The sequence below is a fragment of the Saccharothrix sp. NBAS 001 genome (assembly GCF_056640475.1).
On record NZ_CM153251.1, the window covers coordinates 2332699 to 2351246 of the forward strand.

Annotated in this window: 10 protein-coding genes; 6 read left to right on the top strand and 4 right to left on the bottom strand. The window is 72.5% G+C overall.

All coding sequences use genetic code 11. The annotated features are described in order from the left end of the window. Nucleotides 1-109: 109 nt before the first annotated feature. Nucleotides 110-658: an EF-hand domain-containing protein gene (locus AC0HI0_RS09820; protein WP_480931981.1), complete on the top strand. Its 549-nt coding sequence runs from the start codon at nt 110-112 to the stop codon at nt 656-658. Nucleotides 659-764: 106 nt separating this feature from the next. Here the strand turns inward: AC0HI0_RS09820 and AC0HI0_RS09825 are convergent, their stop codons facing one another. From AC0HI0_RS09825 to AC0HI0_RS09835, 3 genes are read right to left on the bottom strand one after another with little or no spacing between them, the layout of a single operon-like run. Further along, nucleotides 765-1334, bottom strand: coding sequence for a D-alanyl-D-alanine carboxypeptidase family protein (locus AC0HI0_RS09825; RefSeq protein WP_480931982.1), 570 nt, complete (start codon nt 1332-1334; stop codon nt 765-767). Nucleotides 1335-1368: 34 nt separating this feature from the next. Then, complete coding sequence (bla, locus tag AC0HI0_RS09830; RefSeq protein WP_480934275.1) at nt 1369-2292, bottom strand: class A beta-lactamase; 924 nt, start codon at nt 2290-2292, stop codon at nt 1369-1371. Between the two features lie 49 nt (nt 2293-2341). Next, a complete protein-coding gene (locus AC0HI0_RS09835) occupies nt 2342-2668 on the bottom strand; it encodes a hypothetical protein (RefSeq protein WP_480931983.1) in 327 nt (108 codons plus the stop codon). Nucleotides 2669-2768: 100 nt separating this feature from the next. On the opposite strand from AC0HI0_RS09835, the gene AC0HI0_RS09840 reads away from it, so the two are divergent. The 5 genes from AC0HI0_RS09840 (at nt 2769) to AC0HI0_RS09860 (ending at nt 15942) form a co-directional block, all read left to right on the top strand. Further along, complete coding sequence (locus AC0HI0_RS09840) at nt 2769-3671, top strand: LysR family transcriptional regulator (protein WP_480934276.1); 903 nt, start codon at nt 2769-2771, stop codon at nt 3669-3671. Continuing rightward, nucleotides 3668-4573: a serine hydrolase gene (locus AC0HI0_RS09845; protein ID WP_480931984.1), complete on the top strand. Its 906-nt coding sequence runs from the start codon at nt 3668-3670 to the stop codon at nt 4571-4573. The genes AC0HI0_RS09840 and AC0HI0_RS09845 overlap by 4 nt, the downstream gene beginning before the upstream one ends. A gap of 90 nt (nt 4574-4663) precedes the next feature. Next, entirely contained in the window at nt 4664-6835 is a 2172-nt protein-coding gene (locus AC0HI0_RS09850; protein ID WP_480931985.1) for a glycoside hydrolase family 3 C-terminal domain-containing protein, read from the top strand. 83 nt (nt 6836-6918) lie between these two features. Then, nucleotides 6919-10179: an NACHT domain-containing protein gene (locus tag AC0HI0_RS09855; protein ID WP_480931986.1), complete on the top strand. Its 3261-nt coding sequence runs from the start codon at nt 6919-6921 to the stop codon at nt 10177-10179. Nucleotides 10180-10470: 291 nt separating this feature from the next. Beyond that, nucleotides 10471-15942, top strand: a complete 5472-nt coding sequence (locus AC0HI0_RS09860; protein WP_480931987.1) for an ATP-binding protein — start codon at nt 10471-10473, stop codon at nt 15940-15942. Between the two features lie 930 nt (nt 15943-16872). Here AC0HI0_RS09860 and AC0HI0_RS09865 read toward each other — a convergent pair. Beyond that, nucleotides 16873-18036 (bottom strand): S8 family peptidase, encoded by a 1164-nt coding sequence (locus AC0HI0_RS09865; protein ID WP_480931988.1) that lies wholly within the window; start codon nt 18034-18036, stop codon nt 16873-16875. Nucleotides 18037-18548 lie beyond the last annotated feature (512 nt).

The window sequence follows — 18548 nt, forward strand, 5'->3', positions numbered from 1 at the left end:
GGTTGCGCGAGCGCGGTTCGGCCGAACGCGTGCACTCCGGAATCACCCTGGCCCGCCGACCGTCGCAACCGGTTTACTCCCAAGCAGAATCCACGATCTGGAGGCTTCTGTGACCAGTGGTTCCGGTATCCAGGACGACAACCTCGGCAAGATCTTCGACGTGCTCGACGTGACCCGGGACGGCGTCGTCTCGGCGGACGACTTCACCGTCCTGGCCGAACAGGTGGCCGCGCGCCTGGTGCCCGGTGCGGAGCAGGCGCGCCGGAAGGGCATCACCACCGCGTTCGGCGAGTGGTGGGCGCAGCTGGCCCGGGACGCCGACCTCGACGGGGACGGCCGGGTCGGCCGCGAGGAGTTCGTGGCGGCCACCGGGCGCGGGCTGGTCGGCAACCCGGACTACCTGGAGGAGTCGGTGTCCTCCGTGGCCAGGGCCGTGTTCGACGTCCTGGACCGGGACGGCGACGGCCTGATCGACCGGGACGAGTACGTCGACCTGTACACCTCGGCGGACGTCGGCACCGACATCGCCGGCGCGGCGTTCGAGCGGATCGACGTCAACGGCGACGGCGTGATCGACTTCACCGAGTTCCGCGCGGCCATCCAGGAGCTGTTCACCACCACCGACCCCGACGCGCCGGGCGCCGCCCTGCTCGGCTGACCACGTGCGCCGCGCGGTGGACGTGCCGTCGCGCGGCGCTGTGGCCCCTTCCCCGCTCACCGCGCGGGCGACCGGGACGGTCCGCAGTGGACGCCGTGCGCGAGGATCAGGAGCCGATCGCGCTGGGGAGCAGCGCGGGGCAGCCGGAGGTGTAGGACGGGGAGTACTCGAAGTGCCAGTACTCGTTGTCGTAGCGGCGGCACCAGCCCAGGGCGACCGCGTTGCGCTCGACCCAGATCGCCGAGTCCTGCGGCTGGATGTCCACCGCGCGTCCCTTGACGTGCATGGACTTCTCCGGCGGCAGGACGTACTTCGCGGCCAGCTCCGGCGACCCGAGCTGCCGCACCGACGCGTCGAACTCCCGTTGCTGCTGGCCGTTGCTGCGCTTGCCGTCGTTGAGGCACAGCCGGATCCCCTTGCCGCCGGCCGCCTCGACCAGGCGCTGCCACGCGGCGTGGACCTCGGGGTGCAGGCCGGTGGCGGGCTCGTCCACGTACCGCCCGTCGACCGCGCACACCGGACCGGTCTCGGGGCCGGGGATCTCCTCCAGGATCGCCGACGGCCGCCCGGGGGCCGGGTCCGGGACGAACTCCAACCGGCCGGTCAGCCCCAGACCTCCCGCCGCCCCGGCCCCGATCAGCACCACCACCAGCGCGATCACCACCCACAGGCGCATCGGACCCCCCGATCGCCGACGACCTCGCGCGGTGTCATGTCAACACCTCCACGACGTGCGCCGCGGTCTCGGCGATGAGCGCCTCGTCGTACTCCGCGTCCTGAGCCGGTTTACTGGACATGACGGATATGACGAGTGGGGCGGCGTTCGGTTGCCAGACGAGTCCGATGTCATTGACCGTGCCGTGGAAGCCGGACCCGGTCTTGTCGGCCACCGCCCACCCGCCCGGCACGCCCGCGCGGATGCGCCGGTCGCCGGTCGTGTTGCGCGCCAACAGGTCGCGCAGGAACGCGCGCTTGTCGTCGGGCAGCACGTCGCCCAGCACGATCCGCCGGTAGTCCGTCCCGATCGCCCGCGGCGACGTGGTGTCGCGAAGATCACCCGGCGTGGCCTCCACGATGCCGGGCTCGGTGCGGTCCATGCGGGTCACGTCGTCGCCCAGGCCGCGCAGGAACGCGGTGAGTTCGGCCGGCCCGCCCACGTCGCGCAGCAGCAGGTTGCCGGCCGTGCCGTCGCTGTAGCGGACGGCGGCGTCGCACAGCTCGCGGATCGTCATCCCGGTCGCCACGTGCTCGCGGGTGATCGTGGAACTCTTCATCAGGTCCGCTGCGGTGTAGGTGACGACGGTGTCCAGGTGCGCCAAGGGGTTGCGCTGGAGCACGGCCGCCGCCGCCAAGCCCTTGAACGTCGAGCAGAACGCGAACCGCTCGTCCGCGCGGTGGTCGATGGTCGTCCCGGACCCGGTGGCGACGGCGTAGACGCCCAACCGCGCGCCGTACTTGCGTTCCAGCTCCTCCCACCGGCCGTCGGGCGGCACGAGTGACGGGGTCGTGGTCGGGGCGGGCGTTCCGGCCGGAGTGGACGTCCCGGATGGACGCGGCTGCTCCCCGGCGGTGCACGCGGCCAGTGACAGCAGTGCCGTCCCGAGCAGGGCGCGGCGGGTGATCGGTGCGATGATGTGCCCCCTGGGCGAGTAGGAGTGGACCGGGTTCGGGAAGAGGCCCTGGTCAGTCGCGGAACAACGGGGCCAGGCCGACCGTCGCGCCGGACGTCCAGACCGCCAGCAGCACCCACCCGATCACCAGGCCGACGCCGAAGCCGCGCCACGACCGGCGACGCCGCACCGCGCACCACACGCCCGCGCCCGCCATGCCGGCGAGCAGCACTGGCCCGACGACGTGACCCACGACGGGCACGAGGAACAGCGCGATGGCGAACACCTCGAAGCCGAACAGCACGGCCCCGAGGACCCCGGCCACGCCGGCGATCAGCACGGCGACGCCGATCTCGAACCCCGTCGGCCCGTCCCCGCGCGCCGGTTGGCGGCTTTCCACGAAATCCCCCGATCTGCGGTCTGTCCCCGGACAGCCTCCCAGCCTGCGGTGCATCGCGTCCAAGACGCGAACCGCCGGATCGATGCCGATCCGGCATATGATGTCCGGCGTGGACGTCGTCGCGGCTTGTCGGGCCTTCGTCGCCGTGAGCGGGCACGGCAGCTTCACGGTCGGCGCGTCGGTGGCGCGGATCCCGCAGTCGGTGGCCAGCCGGCGGATCGCGGCGCTGGAGAAGTACTTCGGCGCGCGGCTGCTCACCCGGTCGTCGCGCAGCGTCGCGCTGACGCCGTTCGGCCGCGAGATGCTGCCGTCCGCGCGCCGGCTGGTCGAACTGGCCGAGGCGCTGGAGCACGACGCCGAGCAGGCCAGGCTGCGGCCGTTCCGGCTGGCCGTGCCCGCCGTGTGCGCGCCGCACCGGCTGGCCCGGCTGGTCGCCGCCGCGCGCGGGCACGGCCTGACCCTGGACCTGCGCCAGGCCGATTCCGGGCAGCGCGCCGAACTCGCCCGCACGCTGGAGGTGCGCGCGGCCCTGGTCGCGGTGCCGCCGGACGACGGCGTCTGGCGGGTGCCGCTGGGCCTGGCCGCCCGGACCGACGCGGACGGCACGTCCGCGCTCTACCTGGAGACGCTGCGCGCGGGCCGGGCGGCCCGGGGCGCGCGGCGGCGGGTCTGGATCCACGCCGAGGACGACGTGCCGCACGTCCGCGACCGGGTCACCCGGCTGCGGGACGCCGTCGGCCTGCTCCCGGCCCAGGTCGTCGCGGCGGACTCGCTGGTCGCCGCCACCGCCGAGGTGCTCGGGTCGGCCGACCTGCTGCTCTGCTCGCCGGGCCAGGCCACCGAGCTGGGCCTGCACTGGCGGCCGATCGGCGAGCTGACCCTGGCGCGCGGCTACGACGTCACGGCGCGCTCGCGCGAGGACGTCCAGCGGATCCGCGCCCTGCCGGCGGCGCTGATCGGTGCTTGTCTCGGTGCCGTGGACGACGGGGCGGGTGCGGGGTGACGGCGACGGCGAAGGTGGTGCGCGACGCGCGCGAGGCGTTGGCGGCCGGCGGGCTGCGCGGGTCGTTCCTGGTCCGCGACCTCGACACCGGGGACGAACTCGGGATCGACGCGGACGTGGAGTTCCCGGTCGCGTCCCTGGTGAAGGTGCCGCTCGCGGTCGCCACGCTGGAACGCGTCGCGCGCGGCGAGCTGGACGAGGCGATGCCGATCACCGTCCAGCCGGGCCGCAGCACCGTGCCGGGGCCGACCGGGCTGGCCCGGTTCCGGCACCCGGCCACGATCGCGCTGGCCGACCTGCTCTACCTGAGCACGGCGATCAGCGACAGCATCGCCGCCGACGCCCTGTTCGCGCTGACCCCGCCCGCCTCGGTGACCGCCGAGCTGCGCCGGCTCGGCTACGACGGCATCGCGGTCCGCCACCTGATGGCGGACCTGACCGACACCCCGGCCGAGCGGTTCGCGCCGCCCGAGGCGCACCTGGCCCACTCGCTGGCGATCACGGCGGGCACCGCCGGGCAGGGCCACCCGGTGCCCCAGCTCGACATCAGCCTGGCCAACACCGGGTCGGCGCGGGCGTTCGCGGACCTGCTGCGCGGGCTGTGGCGGCCGACGACGATCGACCCGGCGGTGGCCGAGCGGGTGCGCGGCCTGATGGGGGACAACCTGCTGCGCCAGCGCCTGGCCCCGGACTTCGTCTCCGACGCGTCGCGCTGGTCGTCCAAGACCGGCACGCTGCTCAACCTGCGGCACGAAGCCGGCGTCGTGGAGCACGCGGACGGGCAGGCGTACGCGGTGGCCGCGTTCACCGAGTCGAGCGTGCCGGCCGTCGTGCAGCCCGGCGCGGAAGCGCTGATGGCGCACGTCGCCCGCACCCTGCGTGACCAGCTCCGGATGTCCTGAACCGGCATCTCGTGCGCACCCCGCGGACCGGAGTTAGGTTACCGACTGTCGCCAACCGGTAGGCACCGCGCAACGGCGAAGGGTTGCCGCATGACTCCGCACGCCGAGCAGGCCGCGCTCACCAGCGGCGTCGACTTCTGGCACGCCGGCGCGGTCGCCGGGACCCCGGCGATCACCCTGACCGACGGGCCGCACGGCGTGCGGGTGGCCGCCACCCCCGGCGACCCGCTGACCGGGCGGCCCGCGACGTGCTTCCCGCCCGCCGTGACCACGGCCTCGACCTGGGACCCGGACCTGCTGCGCCGGATGGGCGAGGCGCTGGGCGACGAGGCGCGGGCGTCGGACGTGGCGGTGCTGCTCGGGCCGGGCGTCAACCTCAAGCGCAGCCCGCTGTGCGGGCGCAACTTCGAGTACTTCTCCGAGGACCCGCTGCTGACCGGCGTGCTGGCGACCGCGTGGGTGCGCGGCGTGCAGAGCCGGGGCGTGGGCGCGTCGGTGAAGCACTTCGCGGCCAACAGCCAGGAGACCGACCGGATGACGGTCAGCGCCGACCTGGACGAACGCACCTTGCGCGAGCTGTACCTGAGCGCGTTCCACCGGGTCGTGCGCGACGCGCGGCCGTGGACGGTGATGTGCTCCTACAACCGGGTCGACGGCGTGCACGCGAGCCAGAACCGCTTCCTGCTCACCGACGTGCTGCGCGGCGAGTGGGGGTTCGACGGCCTGGTGGTGTCGGACTGGGGCGCGGTGGTCGACCGGGTCGCGTCCGTCGCGGCCGGCCTCGACCTGACCATGCCCGGACCCGACGACGACGGCGACCGCGCCCTGGTCGAGGCGGTCGCTGCGGGCGAGCTGGCGCCGGAAGCGCTCGCCACGGCCGCGCAGCGGGTGCGTGACCTGGTCCGACGTGCCGGTGCACGGGAGGCGGGGGAGTACGACGTCGACGCCCACCACGCGTTGGCGCGGGAGATCGCCGCGCGCGGCGCGGTGCTGCTCAAGAACGACGGCGGGGTGTTGCCGCTGCCGGTCGTCGGCACGTCGGTCGCGGTGGTCGGCGAGTACGCCCGCACGCCCCGCTACCAGGGCGGCGGCAGCTCGACCATCACGCCGACCAGGCTGGACGACCCGCTGACCTGCATCGCCACCGCCACGTCGGCACCGGTCCGGTTCGCGCCCGGCTACGGCGGCGACGGGCGCGACGAGCGGCTGATCGCCGACGCGGTGGCGGCGGCGCGGGACAGCGACGTCGCGCTGGTGTTCCTCGGCACGCCCGAGGAGACCGAGGGCCTGGACCGCACGACCCTCGACCTGCCCGCCGACCAGCTGGAACTCGTCCGCGAGGTCGCGGCGGCCAACCCGCGCACGGTCGTCGTGCTGTGCAACGGCGGCGTGGTGCGCACGACGCCGTGGGACGCGGACGTGGCCGCGGTGCTGGAGAGCTGGCTGCCGGGCCAGGCGGGCGGCAGCGCGCTCGCCGACGTGCTGTTCGGGCTGGTCAACCCGTCCGGCCGGCTCGCCGAGACGATCCCGCTGCGGACCGCCGACCACCCGTCCTACCTGGACCTGCCGGGTACCGACGGGCACCTGCGCTACGGCGAGGGCATCCACGTCGGCTACCGGGGGTTCGACGCGCGCGAGCAGGACGTGGCCTACCCGTTCGGGTTCGGCCTGTCCTACACCACCTTCGAGTACGGCACCGCCACCGCGACCGCCGATGACACCGGGATCCGGGTGCGGGTCGAGGTGACCAACACCGGAGCCCGCGAGGGGCGCGAGGTCGTGCAGGTGTACGTGAGCCGGCCGGGCTCCCGGGTCCGGCGCGCGCCGCGCGAGCTGAAGGCGTTCGCGAACGTCCCGATCGAGGCCGGGCGGACCGTCGAGGTGGTGCTGGACGTCGCCCGGGACGACCTCGCGCACTGGGACCTCAAGCTCGGCCGGTGGGTGGTCGAGGGCGGGCCGCACCACGTGGCGGTCGGCGCGTCCTCCCGCGACCTGCGCACGACGGTGGTGGTCGAGGTGGCGGGCGACGACGCGCGCCTGCCGCTCACCGCGCAGTCCAGCCTCGGCGAGTGGTTCGCCGACCCGCGCGGCTCGCGGCTGCTCGCCGAAGCGCTGGCCGGCCCGTCCGGGTCGCCGTCGGTCGACCCGAACCTGCTCACCATCGCCGCCGCGATGCCGCTGGACCGGGTGGCCCGGCTGCTGCCCGGCGGCCCGCTCGACCAGGCCGCCGTGGACGCCCTGGTGGCGGCGGCGAACTCCTGAGCGGACACCGGTGCCGCCGTCGGGTCGGCCCGCCGCGCGGTTTTTGCGGACCACCTCGGGGCGAATCCGGCCAGACTGCTCCGATGCGCCGAGGCTTCTCCTACAACGACGCGGTGACGCTGCTCGGTGGCGACAGCGTGCTGACCACCCTCGTCGAACGGCTGTCCGCGGTCGGTGTGCTCGCCACGGGCGGCATCGAGCTGCTCGACGCCCGGATCGAGGTGGCCCGCCTGGGCAAGGCCGCCGTGTCGTCGCTGCGCGACCGCGTGAAGGGCCTGCACCGGGTCGACCGCACCCGGCTGCTGGAGGCGGCGCACAGCATCGTGCTGATCACCGCGCTGTTCGAGGCGTTGGACGACGTCGACCTGCCGGTGGACCTGAAGCAGCTCAAGATCACCAGGTCCGAGCAGATCACCCTGTTCACCGGCGGGCGCCCGGCCGACTCCAGGACGGCCACGGCCGTCGAGGCGCTGCTGGTCGACGCCCTCCCGTTGCCCGGTCCGCAGACCCCCTACGAGGTGCTGATCGACCACGTCACCGAGTGCTTCACACTCACCGCCGTCGTGCTCGCCGACTTCATCCTGGGCCTCGACGTGGAGGACCAGCTCTCCGCGCGTGACCGGGAACGGCTCCGCGCCACGATCACGAAGACCGTTCCGCCGCGCGCGGTCGTGCACTACGAACAGCTCTACTCGCAGCTTGAGCGGGACTGCCCGGAATTCGCGGTGTGGACGGCCAAGAAGGACCAGGCGGCCACCCGGTTGAAGCTGGACCACCTGCACGACCTGCTGGCGAGCGTCGCGGGCCACACCGCGCCCGACGAGCGCCGCCAGAGCCTCGCCAAGGCCCACCGCGCCGCCCTCGACCGGCCGCTGGTCGAGTCCGGCGACCTGCCGCACGGCCTGACCATCCCGACGTTGGGCAGCGCCTACGTGGCACCGGTGTTCCGGGTCGCCGAGGCCGGTGCGGACGGCGGCACCGGCCTCGGCAGCGACTTGTGGTGGGCGCGGCACCCGGTGCGCACCGACGTCCAGGGCTACCTGGCCGGCTACTTCGCCTCCTCGCAGGCGACCCGCGCGCCGCTGGTGGTCCTGGGGCAGCCGGGATCGGGCAAGTCCGTGCTCACCAAGATGCTGGCCGCGCTGCTGCCCCCGCGCGACTTCCTGCCGATCCGGGTCGTGCTGCGGGAGGCGCCCGTCGAGGCCGACCTCCAGTCCCAGGTGGAGCACGCGATCAGGGACCTGACCGGTGAACGGCTGGACTGGCCCGCGTTGACGCGCGCCGCCGGCCGCGCCGTCCCGGTCGTCATGCTCGACGGGTTCGACGAACTGCTCCAGGCGACCGGTGTCAGCCGCACCGACTACCTGGTCAAGATCCGCGAGTTCCAGCGCCGCGAGCACGACCAGGGCCGGTCGGTGATCGTGCTGGTGACCAGCCGGACCGCCGTCGCCGACCGGGCGACGGTGCCCGAGGAGAGCATCGTGCTGCGGCTGGAGCCGTTCCAGGACGACCAGGTCCGGGCGTGGCTCGACGTGTGGAACGAGACGAACAGCGCCTACTACCCGGACCGGTCGCTGTCCCCGCTGACGGCGGAGGTCGCGCTGGAGCACGACGACCTGGCGCGCCAGCCGTTGCTGCTGTTCATGCTCGCCCTCTACGACGCCGAGGGGAACCCGCTCCAGCGCGAGCACGCCACGCTGGGGCACGCGCAGCTGTACGAGGAGCTGATCACGCGGTTCGCCCGGCGGGAAGTCGTCCGGGAGATCCCCGGCGCGGACCGGCGCGAGGTCGTGCACGGGGTGAACGACGAGTTGGTGCGGCTGTCCGTGGTGGCGTTCGCGATGTTCAACCGGGGCGCGCAGTGGGTCGGCGAGGCCGATCTCGACCGCGACCTGGCGAACCTGCTGCCGGACCGGGGAGTCGTCGCCGAACCGGGGACGCGCCGCCGGCTCAGCGCCGCCGAACTGGTGGTGGGCCGGTTCTTCTTCATCCACGAAGCTCGGGCGGCGCGTGAGGGCGAGGTGTTGCAGACCTACGAATTCCTGCACGCCACGTTCGGCGAGTACCTGGTGGCCAGGCTCGTGCACCGGGTGTTGTGCGACCTGGTCGCCCGGGAGCGGGCCGCCGCCGAAGCGCACTTCGGGGGCCGGACGGCCGTTGACGACGACACGGTGTACTCGTTGCTGTCGTTCGCGCCGGTGACCACGCGCGCGGCGGTGGTGGGGTTCTTGTTGGAGTTGTTCGCGGAACTCCCGGCGGGTGATCGGGAGATCCTGCGGCGCGCGCTGGTCGGATTGTTGGCGGCGGCCCAATACCCCCGGCCTTCGGTCGTCCCGTACGAGCCGCGTCGCTTGACCGTGCCGACGAGGATCGCGGCCTACACCGCGAATCTCGTGCTGCTTCTCGTGATCGTCGGAGGACCGCTGACGCCGGACGACCTGCCCGGTGGACAACCGTCGGACGAATGGCGCAGGCTCGCGCAGCTGTGGCGATCACAGCTCACCTACGAGGAGTGGAACGGCGTGGTCGCGGCGTTGACGGTCGACCGCACCTGGCCCGTGGTCGAGCTGAACTCGGTGTCGCTGGCGTCGGGCGAGCAGGTGACGGCGCGTTTCGCCGGCGATGGCGGCGATGTCCACGCGGTGGTTTACGACGACGTGGAGAAGTACCGGCGGGCGACGTACTTGCAGTGCGATCCGCACCAAGACCTGTTCCAGCACGCTCTGGAGCCACTGGCCCAGCGCGAGGGGTTGGCGTTCACCCACGTTTCCCGTGTCGACGGTCTGGGGATGGTGTCCCGGGCGCACCTGTTCATGAAGTTGCTGAGCGCCGAATCGGCGGAAACGCGTCATGCGGCGTACGAGGAGTACGTGGACGCCCCGGCAAGTCAGCCGAGCCCGGGTGTTCTGGATGCGGCTGTTCTCCGGCAACTCGTCAGCGACCAGGACGTTCCGGTCAGGACCCAACTCGCTGTGGTTCATGCCTGCGTGATGGGACCGCAGACGCTGGAGCCGGCGATGGAAGTGGTGTTGAACGTCATCTCGCGATCCGGCAGCACGAGGGGCTTCGTTGCCCTGGAGGACGTGCTCTCCACCGCGCTGGAGGAGGAAGTCCCGGTGCTCGGGGTACGAGCGATCGTCAGGTTGGTGGAGATGGGACGGGCGGCCGAGGCGTGGGAGAGGCTGCGAGTGCTGCGCGATCCGGCGCAGTTCCTGAACTCGCAGGTCGACCTCGGTCGTCTCGTCGAGCGGGACCCGGGGCTGGTCTGGCGGTTGCGCTGGGCGATGGAGAGCGCCGGTCTCGCCGACCAGGTGGGGTGGCCGGACGGGTTCGGTGGCGGTTGAGGGCGCGCGCGCACCGCGCGCGTGTCGCGCGACCAGGTGACCTTCGTGACCCCCGCACGGCGGGGGCGCGCGAGCCCGGAGCGGGCTATTGCGCAGGTCACACCCTGATCTTCGGCTCGTATCCCAAACCGAGGCATCCGCGCACCTGGGCTTTTGGACGTTCTCCACAAATGCGGAGCCGTGTCATGCTTCCTCTGCGACATTCCCCTACTGGCCAGTAGAGGCAAGGCTGTACAGGCGCGGTGGGGGCGCCCCAAGAGGGTGCGCACAGTCAACAGGAGGGTTCGTTCGGTGTTCAGTCGTGTCGTCATCGTCAACCGTGGTGAGGCCGCCATGCGGCTCATCCACGCGGTCAGGGACCTGGCCGCGGAGACCAACACCACGATCGAAACGGTAGCGCTGCACACCGATGTCGACCGCACGGCCACATTCGTGCGCGAGGCGGACATCGCCTACGACCTCGGTCCCGCGTCCGCGCGCCCGTACCTCGACCTCAAGGTGCTCGAACGCGCCCTGGTCGAGACCGGTGCCGACGCCGCGTGGGTCGGCTGGGGCTTCGTCGCCGAGGACCCGGCGTTCGCGGAGCTGTGCGAGAAGGTCGGCGTGACCTTCGTCGGGCCCAGCCCCGACGCCATGCGCAAGCTCGGCGACAAGATCGGCGCGAAGCTGATCGCCGAGGAGGTCGGCGTGCCGGTCGCGCCGTGGAGCCGGGGCGCGGTCGAGTCGCTGGAGGCCGCGATCGAGTCGGCCGCCGGGATCGGCTACCCGCTCATGCTCAAGGCCACCGCGGGCGGCGGCGGGCGCGGAATCCGGGTGATCACCAACGAGGCCGAGTTGGCGGATGCCTACGAACGCACCAGCCAGGAGGCCGCGCGGGCGTTCGGCAGCGGCGTGGTGTTCCTGGAGCGCCTGGTCACCGGTGCGCGGCACGTCGAGGTGCAGGTCATCGCCGACGGCCAGGGCACGGCGTGGGCGCTGGGCGTGCGCGACTGCTCGGTGCAGCGGCGCAACCAGAAGGTCATCGAGGAGTCCGCCTCCCCGGTGCTCGGCCCGGAGCAGACCGCCGAGCTGAAGACCTCCGCCGAGCGGCTGGCCGTCGCGGTCGGCTACCGGGGCGCGGCGACCGTCGAGTTCCTCTACCACCCGGGCGACCGGCTGTTCGCGTTCCTGGAGGTCAACACCCGGCTCCAGGTCGAGCACCCGATCACCGAGTCCACCACCGGGTTCGACCTGGTCAAGGCCCAGCTGTGGGTCGCCTCGGGCGGTCGGCTGGAAGGCGCGCCGCCGGTCGAGCGCGGGCACGCCATCGAGGCCCGGCTCAACGCCGAGGACCCCGACCGCGACTTCGCGCCCTCGCCCGGCCGGATCGCCCGGCTGGACCTGCCCGCCGGGCCCGGCATCCGGGTGGACACCGGGGTCAGCGAGGGCGACACCATCCCCGCCGACTTCGACTCGATGATCGCCAAGATCATCGCCCACGGCCGGGACCGGGACGAGGCGCTCGGCCGGCTGCGCCGGGCCATGGCGCAGACCACCGTGATCATCGAGGGCGGCGCCACCAACAAGAGCTTCGTGCTCGACCTGCTCGACCAGCCCGAGGTGATCGACGCCAGCGCCGACACCGGCTGGATCGACCGGGTCCGCGCCGAGGGCCGGCTGGTCTCGCACCGGCACTCCGCCGTCGCGCTGGTGGCCGCCGCCATCGAGGCGTACGAGGAGGAGGAGCGCGTCGAGCGGCAGCGGCTGCTGTCCACCGCGTTCGGCGGACGCCCGCAGGTCCGGCACGAGAGCGGCCGGCCGCTGGACCTCAAGCTGCGCGGCGCGGACTACCGGGTGCGGGTCGCCCGGGTCGGCGCGCACCGGTTCCGGGTCGGCGTGGAAGCCGGCGACGACACCCGCCTGGCCGACGTCGAACTGGAGCGCTTCGACCGGCACACCGGCCGGATCGTGGTCAACGGCACCCGGTACCGGCTGCTCACCGACACGTTCGGGTCGGTGCACCTGGTCGAGGTGGACGGCGTCACGCACCGGGTCAGCCGGGACGAGGGCGGCGTGGTCCGCTCGCCCGCGCCCGCGCTGGTCGTCGCCACGCCGCTGGCCGTCGGCGCGGAGGTCGAGGCCGGCGCGCCGGTGCTGGTGCTGGAGAGCATGAAGATGGAGACGGTGCTGCGCGCACCGTTCAAGGCCCGGCTCAAGGAGTGCGTGGTCTCGGTCGGCAGCCAGGTCGAGACCGGCGCGCCGCTGCTGCGGCTGGAGCCGATCGCCGACGCCGACGCCGAGGAGGCCGCGACCGGGACGTCGGTCGAACTCGACCTGCCGGCGGCGGGCGAGGTCTCCGCGCGGGAGCGCGTCTCGCGCGGCCAGGAGGACCTGCGCAGCCTGCTGCTCGGCTTCGACGTCGACCCGCACGACGAGGGCCGCGTGCTGGCGGACTACCTCGCCGCGCGCCGGGCCGCCGGCGACGACGGCCGTCGCCCGCCCGCCGAGGAACTGGAACTCGTCGCGGTGTTCGCCGACCTCGCCGAGCTGAGCCGCAACCGGCCGGCGGGCGAGGAGGCCGGGCCGGGCGAAGGGCACGTGCACAGCGCCCGCGAGTACTTCCACACCTACTTGCAGAGCCTCGACGTGGAGCGCGCCGGCCTGCCGGAGTCGTTCCAGGCCAAGCTCGCCAAGGCGCTCGGCCACTACGGCGTCACCGAGCTGGAGCGCTCGCCGGAGCTGGAAGCCGCGGTGTTCCGGATCTTCCTGGCCCAGCAGCGCGCGGCCACCGACGCGACCGTCGTGACCACGCTGCTGCGCGCCTGGCTGCGCGAACTGCCGCCGGACGAGGCGCTGCGGGAGACCGCCGGTCTCGCCCTGGAGCGCCTGGTCGCCGCCACCCAGGTGCGCTTCCCGGTGGTCGCCGACCTCGCCCGGGGCGTGGTGTTCGCCTGGTTCGGCCGGCCGCTGCTGCGCCGCAACCGGGCCCGCGTGTACGCCGACGTCCGCAAGCACCTGCGCCACCTCGACGCCAACCCGGACGCGGCCGACCGCGCCGACCGGATCGCCGAGATGGTGCGCAGCACCGAACCGCTGGTGCGCCTGCTCGGCCAGCGGCTGATCCGCGCCGACCTCGACAACGCGATCATGCTGGAGGTGCTGACCCGCCGGTACTACGGCAACAAGGGCCTCACCCTGGTGCGCCGCAACGAGGTCTCCGGCTGCACCTTCGTCGTCGCCGAGCGGGCCGACTCGTCGGTGGTGTCCACGGCGGTCGCCTTCGACGCGCTGGGCAGCGCGCTGCGCGGGCTGGCCGAACTCGCGGACGGCGAGCACGCCATCGACGCCGACATCTACCTGGCCTGGGAGAACCAGCCCCAGGACTCGGAGGCGATGGCGGCGGAGCTGGCCGAGGTCGTCGGCGCGTTCACGCTGCCCAACCAGGTCCGCCGGGTGACCGCCACCGTCGCGGGCAGCGGCGGCGCGGTGATGCACCACCACTTCACGTTCCGCCCGTCCACCGCCGGGATGACCGAGGAGCGGCTGATCCGCGGCCTGCACCCCTACATCGCGCAGCGGATGCAGCTGGAGCGGCTGCGCAAGTTCGACCTCACCCGGGTGCCGTCCTCCGACGAGGAGGTCTACCTGTTCCAGTGCGTGGCGCGGGAGAACCCCTCCGACGACCGGCTCGTGGCCTTCGCGCAGGTCCGCGACCTGACCGAGCTGCGCGAGCAGGACGGCCGGCTGGTCGCGCTGCCCACCGCCGAGGACACCGTGGCGATGTGCCTGGACTCGATCCGGCGCGCGCAGGCGCAGCGGCCGTCGAACAAGCGCTTCAACACCAACCGGATCGTGGTCTACGTCTGGCCGCCGAGCGACATCACCCGCGCCGAGTTGCAGATGATCGCCGGGCGCGTGCTGCCGACGACGGCCGGTGCCGGGCTGGAGGAGATCCTGTTCATCGCGCGGCAGCGCAGCCGCAAGACCGGTGAGCTGACCAAGATCGCGGTGCGGGTCTCGTTCGACGCCGCGGGCGGGTCGACGCTGACCGTGGGCGAGCCGTCGTCCGAGCCGCTCGAACCGCTGGACGACTACCGGCAGAAGGTGCTGCGGGCGAGCAGCCGCAACACGGTCTACCCGTACGAACTCACCGGCCTGCTCGGCGACTTCGTCGAGCACGACCTCGACGCGGACCACGCGCTGGTGCCCGTCGACCGGCCGAAGGGCCGCAACAGCGCGGCGATCGTCGCCGGTGTGGTCACCACGCCGACCCGCCGGCACCCGCAGGGCGTCACCCGGGTCGTGCTGCTGGGCGACCCGACCAAGTCGCTCGGGGCGCTGTCCGAGCCGGAGTGCCGCCGGGTGATCGCGGCGCTGGACCTCGCGGAGTCGATGCGGGTGCCGCTGGAGTGGTACGCGCTGTCCGCCGGGGCCCGGATCTCGATGGAGTCCGGCACCGAGAACATGGACTGGGTGGCCGCGGCGCTCAAGCGGATCGTGGAGTTCACCCAGGACGGCGGCGAGATCAACATCGTGGTCGCGGGCATCAACGTCGGCGCGCAGCCGTACTGGAACGCCGAGGCGACCATGCTCATGCACACCAGGGGGATCCTGGTGATGACGCCGGACTCGGCCATGGTGCTCACCGGCAAGCAGGCGCTGGACTTCTCCGGCGGCGTGTCGGCCGAGGACAACTTCGGCATCGGCGGCTACGACCGGGTGATGGGCCCGAACGGGCAGGCGCAGTACTGGGCGCCGAACCTGTCCGCCGCGCGCGGCGTGCTGATGTCGTACTACGACCACACCTACGTGGCGCCGGGCGAGGACGGGCCGCGCCGGGCGCGCACGTCCGACCCGGTCGACCGGGACGTCTCGGACTTCCCGCACTCGGTGCCCGACAGCGACTTCACCACCGTCGGCCAGATCTTCTCCGCCGAGGCCAACCCGGACCGCAAGAAGCCGTTCGACATCCGGACCGTGATGCGGGCGCTGTCCGACCAGGACCACCCGGTGCTGGAGCGCTGGGCGGGCATGGCCGACGCGGACACCGCGGCGGTCCAGGACGTGCACCTGGGCGGGATCCCGGTGTGCCTGCTGGGCATCGAGTCGCGGGCGGTGCCGCGCCGCGGCTTCCCGCCCACCGACGGGCCGGACACCTACACGGCGGGCACGCTGTTCCCACGCTCGTCCAAGAAGGCGGCGCGGGCGATCAACGCGGCCAGCGGCAACCGGCCGCTGGTGGTGCTGGCGAACCTGTCCGGGTTCGACGGCTCGCCGGAGTCGATGCGCAAGCTCCAGCTGGAGTACGGCGCGGAGATCGGCCGCGCGATCGTGAACTTCCGGGGGCCGATCGTGTTCTGCGTGATCTCGCGGTACCACGGCGGAGCGTTCGTGGTGTTCTCGAAGGCGTTGAACCCGAACATGACGGTGCTGGCGTTGGAAGGGTCGTTCGCGTCGGTGCTCGGCGGCGCGCCGGCCGCTGCGGCGGTGTTCGCCGGTGACGTCAACGCCCGTACCGCCAAGGACTCGCGGGTGCGGGAGTTGGAGGCCCGGGTCGTGGCGGCGTCGGGGGCGGACCGCGCGGCGTTGACCGCGGAGTTGGACGAGGTGCGGTCGTCGGTGCGGGCGGAGAAGCTGGGTGAGGTGGCCGCGGAGTTCGACCGGGTGCACAACATCCGGCGGGCGGTGGAGGTCGGGTCGGTCGACGCGGTCATCCGGGCCGCTGAGCTGCGGCCGCGGATCATCGAGGCGATCGAGGCGCGGCTGGGTCGGGATTTGGGGTGATCCCCGGGCGATCCCCGGGGTGATCCCGGGGTGGTTTCGGGGTGGTTTCGGGGGTGACGGACGAGCCCCGTGCGTTTGGCGCACGGGGCTCGGTTTTGTGGTTCCTGGTTCGTTTTGGGTGTGTGTCGGGGGTGTCCGGGGCCGGGGCGTCGGGGCCGGGGTGGTGCTGGGAGCACGCGCGGGTGAGCCTGCGGAGGCCGAGGGCTGCGTGAGGATGTGGGCCGTCGGTGGCGGTGCGTGCCGGCCGAAGCCGGTCACGCCCGCGACACGCCAGGGGTCGGCACGGCGGTCGCCTCTCGGCGGTGTGCGCGACGCGGCTCCAGCCGAACGGTGTTCCGCGAAGGCATTTCTGGTGAGGCCCGGGGACACGGACCGCACCGACCGATTCGTACAACGGGAGTGGTGCCCTGGTTGTTCCCCGGCCTGGAATGTGGTCTCGGTCACAGGGGGTGGGGTGTTGTCGGGGGTGGATGCCGAGCGTGGGCTCGCCCCCGGAGGCCGCGATTGTTCAACACCGGGCCGTCGGTATCAAGGGCGCTTCGCGTCGCTGCGCGATGGCCTTCGGCCACCCTTGACACCGACGGCCCGGTGCTGACTGCGGCCAGGACAGGGGGCCGGAGGGGAAGAGCCCGCGCGGAGATTTGGGGGTGGGTTGGGGCGTCGGCGGCCAGTCGGCGGTGGCGGTGGGGTGGTGCTGGGGCGGTGGTGCTGCTGCGCTGCGGTGGTGCTGGTGCGGTGCGGCGGTGGTGGTGCGGTGGTGCGGTGTGGTGCTCTGGTGGGTGGTGTGGTGGCGGTGGGCTGTTCGTGGTTTGGGGGTACGGCGGCGGCCCGCCCGCACTTTCCCGACGCGATGACCCTGGCGGCCGACCGGGTGCGTGGGCGTGGTCGGCAGGGGGTCCGGGGAGTGCGGGCGGGCCGGTTTCCGGCCGGTCAGCTACCGGGCCGGTAGGCGGGGTTCACCGTCAGGAGCCGGTTCGGCGATCCCCTCGGGTCGGACACCGCGCTCTTGGTGGAATCGTTCACCAGCGCGGTGGCCACCTGGGTGGGTGTCAGGGCGGGGTTGACCGACAGCAGCAGGGCTGCCGCACCGGAAACGTGCGGTGTCGCCATGGACGTGCCGGAAAGGTCCGCCGAGTCCGTGTCGCTGCCGTTGTACGCCGAGGTGATGCTGTCGCCCGGCGCGAACAGGTCGACGCAACTGCCGTAGTTGGAGAAGTACGCACGGCGGTCGGTCCAGTCGGTGGCCGCTGCGGTCAGCGCCTCCCGGACCCGTGACGGTGAGTGCCGGCACGCGTCGTCTGATTCGTTGCCCGCTGCGACCACGGCCACCACGCCGTCGGCGATGGTCCGCCGTACCGCGTCTTCGATGACCTGGTCCGGGGCGTCGCCGCCGAGGCTCATGTTCGCCACCGCCGGGCCGGACACGTGGTTCGCGACCACCCAGTCCAGCGCCTCCGCGACGTCCTCGCTGCTGCCGTTGCCGCCGCAGTCGAAGACCTTCGCCGAGACCAGTTTGACGTTCTTCGCCACACCGTAGGAGTTTCCGCCGATGGTGCCGGCGACGTGCGTGCCGTGCCCGTGGCAGTCCTCGTTCTGGCTGTCCACGGTGTTCGTGCCCCACACCGCACGCCCGCCGAAGTCCCGGTGGGTGACCCGGACCCCGGTGTCGACCACGTACACGGTGACGTTCGACGCCGTGTTGGGGTACCGGTAGTTGTCGTCCAGCGGCAGTCGCCGCTGGTCGATCCGGTCCAGTCCCCACGACGGCGGGTTGCGCTGCTCGCCCGCCACCCGCACCCGCTGGTTCTGCTGCACGTACGACACCGCCGGGTCGGCGGCGAGCCGCCGTGCGTCGGATGCCGTCATGCGTGCCGAGAACCCTTGGAACACATGGGAGAACGTGTGCACGACGGTCCCGGAGTACCGGGCTGCCAGGTCGTTCGCCGCGTGATTTCCCTTGAGCACCACCACATAACTGCCATCGATCGCGCCGGGGGCGTTCGCCCCCAGCACATCGGCCACCGCGACCGGCGTGACACCCACCAGCCCGCCGGCTACCACCGCCGTGACCGCCAACCAGGATCTCGTCCTCATCGCACCTCCTGTGCGTCTTCCGGACATCGGCAGGCTAGGGCGGTTCGGAGGTGTGCTGACAAGTCCGGCGGGACGATTGCTCCGTGCCCGATCGGAATTAGCGCGAACGGTCGCCCTACCATCGTTCGGGAATCGCGTCGAATGGCGGACCGGGTCATTTTCTGGGGCTGTTGTCCGAAAACGGCGCTGTTTCATGAGTCGGACACGGTTGTGGTCTCCGGGGGAGGAGTTAAACATTTAACCGGTTCATTGGGGAAGGGCTGGGTGAATCTGGTGCGGGGGGTGATCGACTGGTTTGTTTTGATGTTCGATGGTCGTTGTTGTCGGAGGTTGCTGTCGGGGGCCTGTTGCCACGTCGGGTGTCGGGTGGGGGCGTTCGAAGGGCGGTAGCGGGGGTGCTCGGGCTGTCGTCGCCTGGCTTCGAGGGGGGCGAGCGGGTCTTGGGCCGGCGTTGGATCCTGAGGTGTGAAAGTTGTTCGTGATTACCCGTAACGCGGAATACCCCTGGTCCG

Bases quoted from the DNA above. Each gene is read 5' to 3' on its own strand.
- AC0HI0_RS09840 (WP_480934276.1), top strand. From the start codon at position 2,769: ATGTCCGGCGTGGACGTCGTCGCGGCTTGTCGGGCCTTCGTCGCCGTG.
- AC0HI0_RS09825 (WP_480931982.1), bottom strand. From the start codon at position 1,334: ATGCGCCTGTGGGTGGTGATCGCGCTGGTGGTGGTGCTGATCGGGGCC.
- AC0HI0_RS09850 (WP_480931985.1), top strand. From the start codon at position 4,664: ATGACTCCGCACGCCGAGCAGGCCGCGCTCACCAGCGGCGTCGACTTC.
- AC0HI0_RS09865 (WP_480931988.1), bottom strand. From the start codon at position 18,036: ATGAGGACGAGATCCTGGTTGGCGGTCACGGCGGTGGTAGCCGGCGGG.
- AC0HI0_RS09855 (WP_480931986.1), top strand. From the start codon at position 6,919: ATGCGCCGAGGCTTCTCCTACAACGACGCGGTGACGCTGCTCGGTGGC.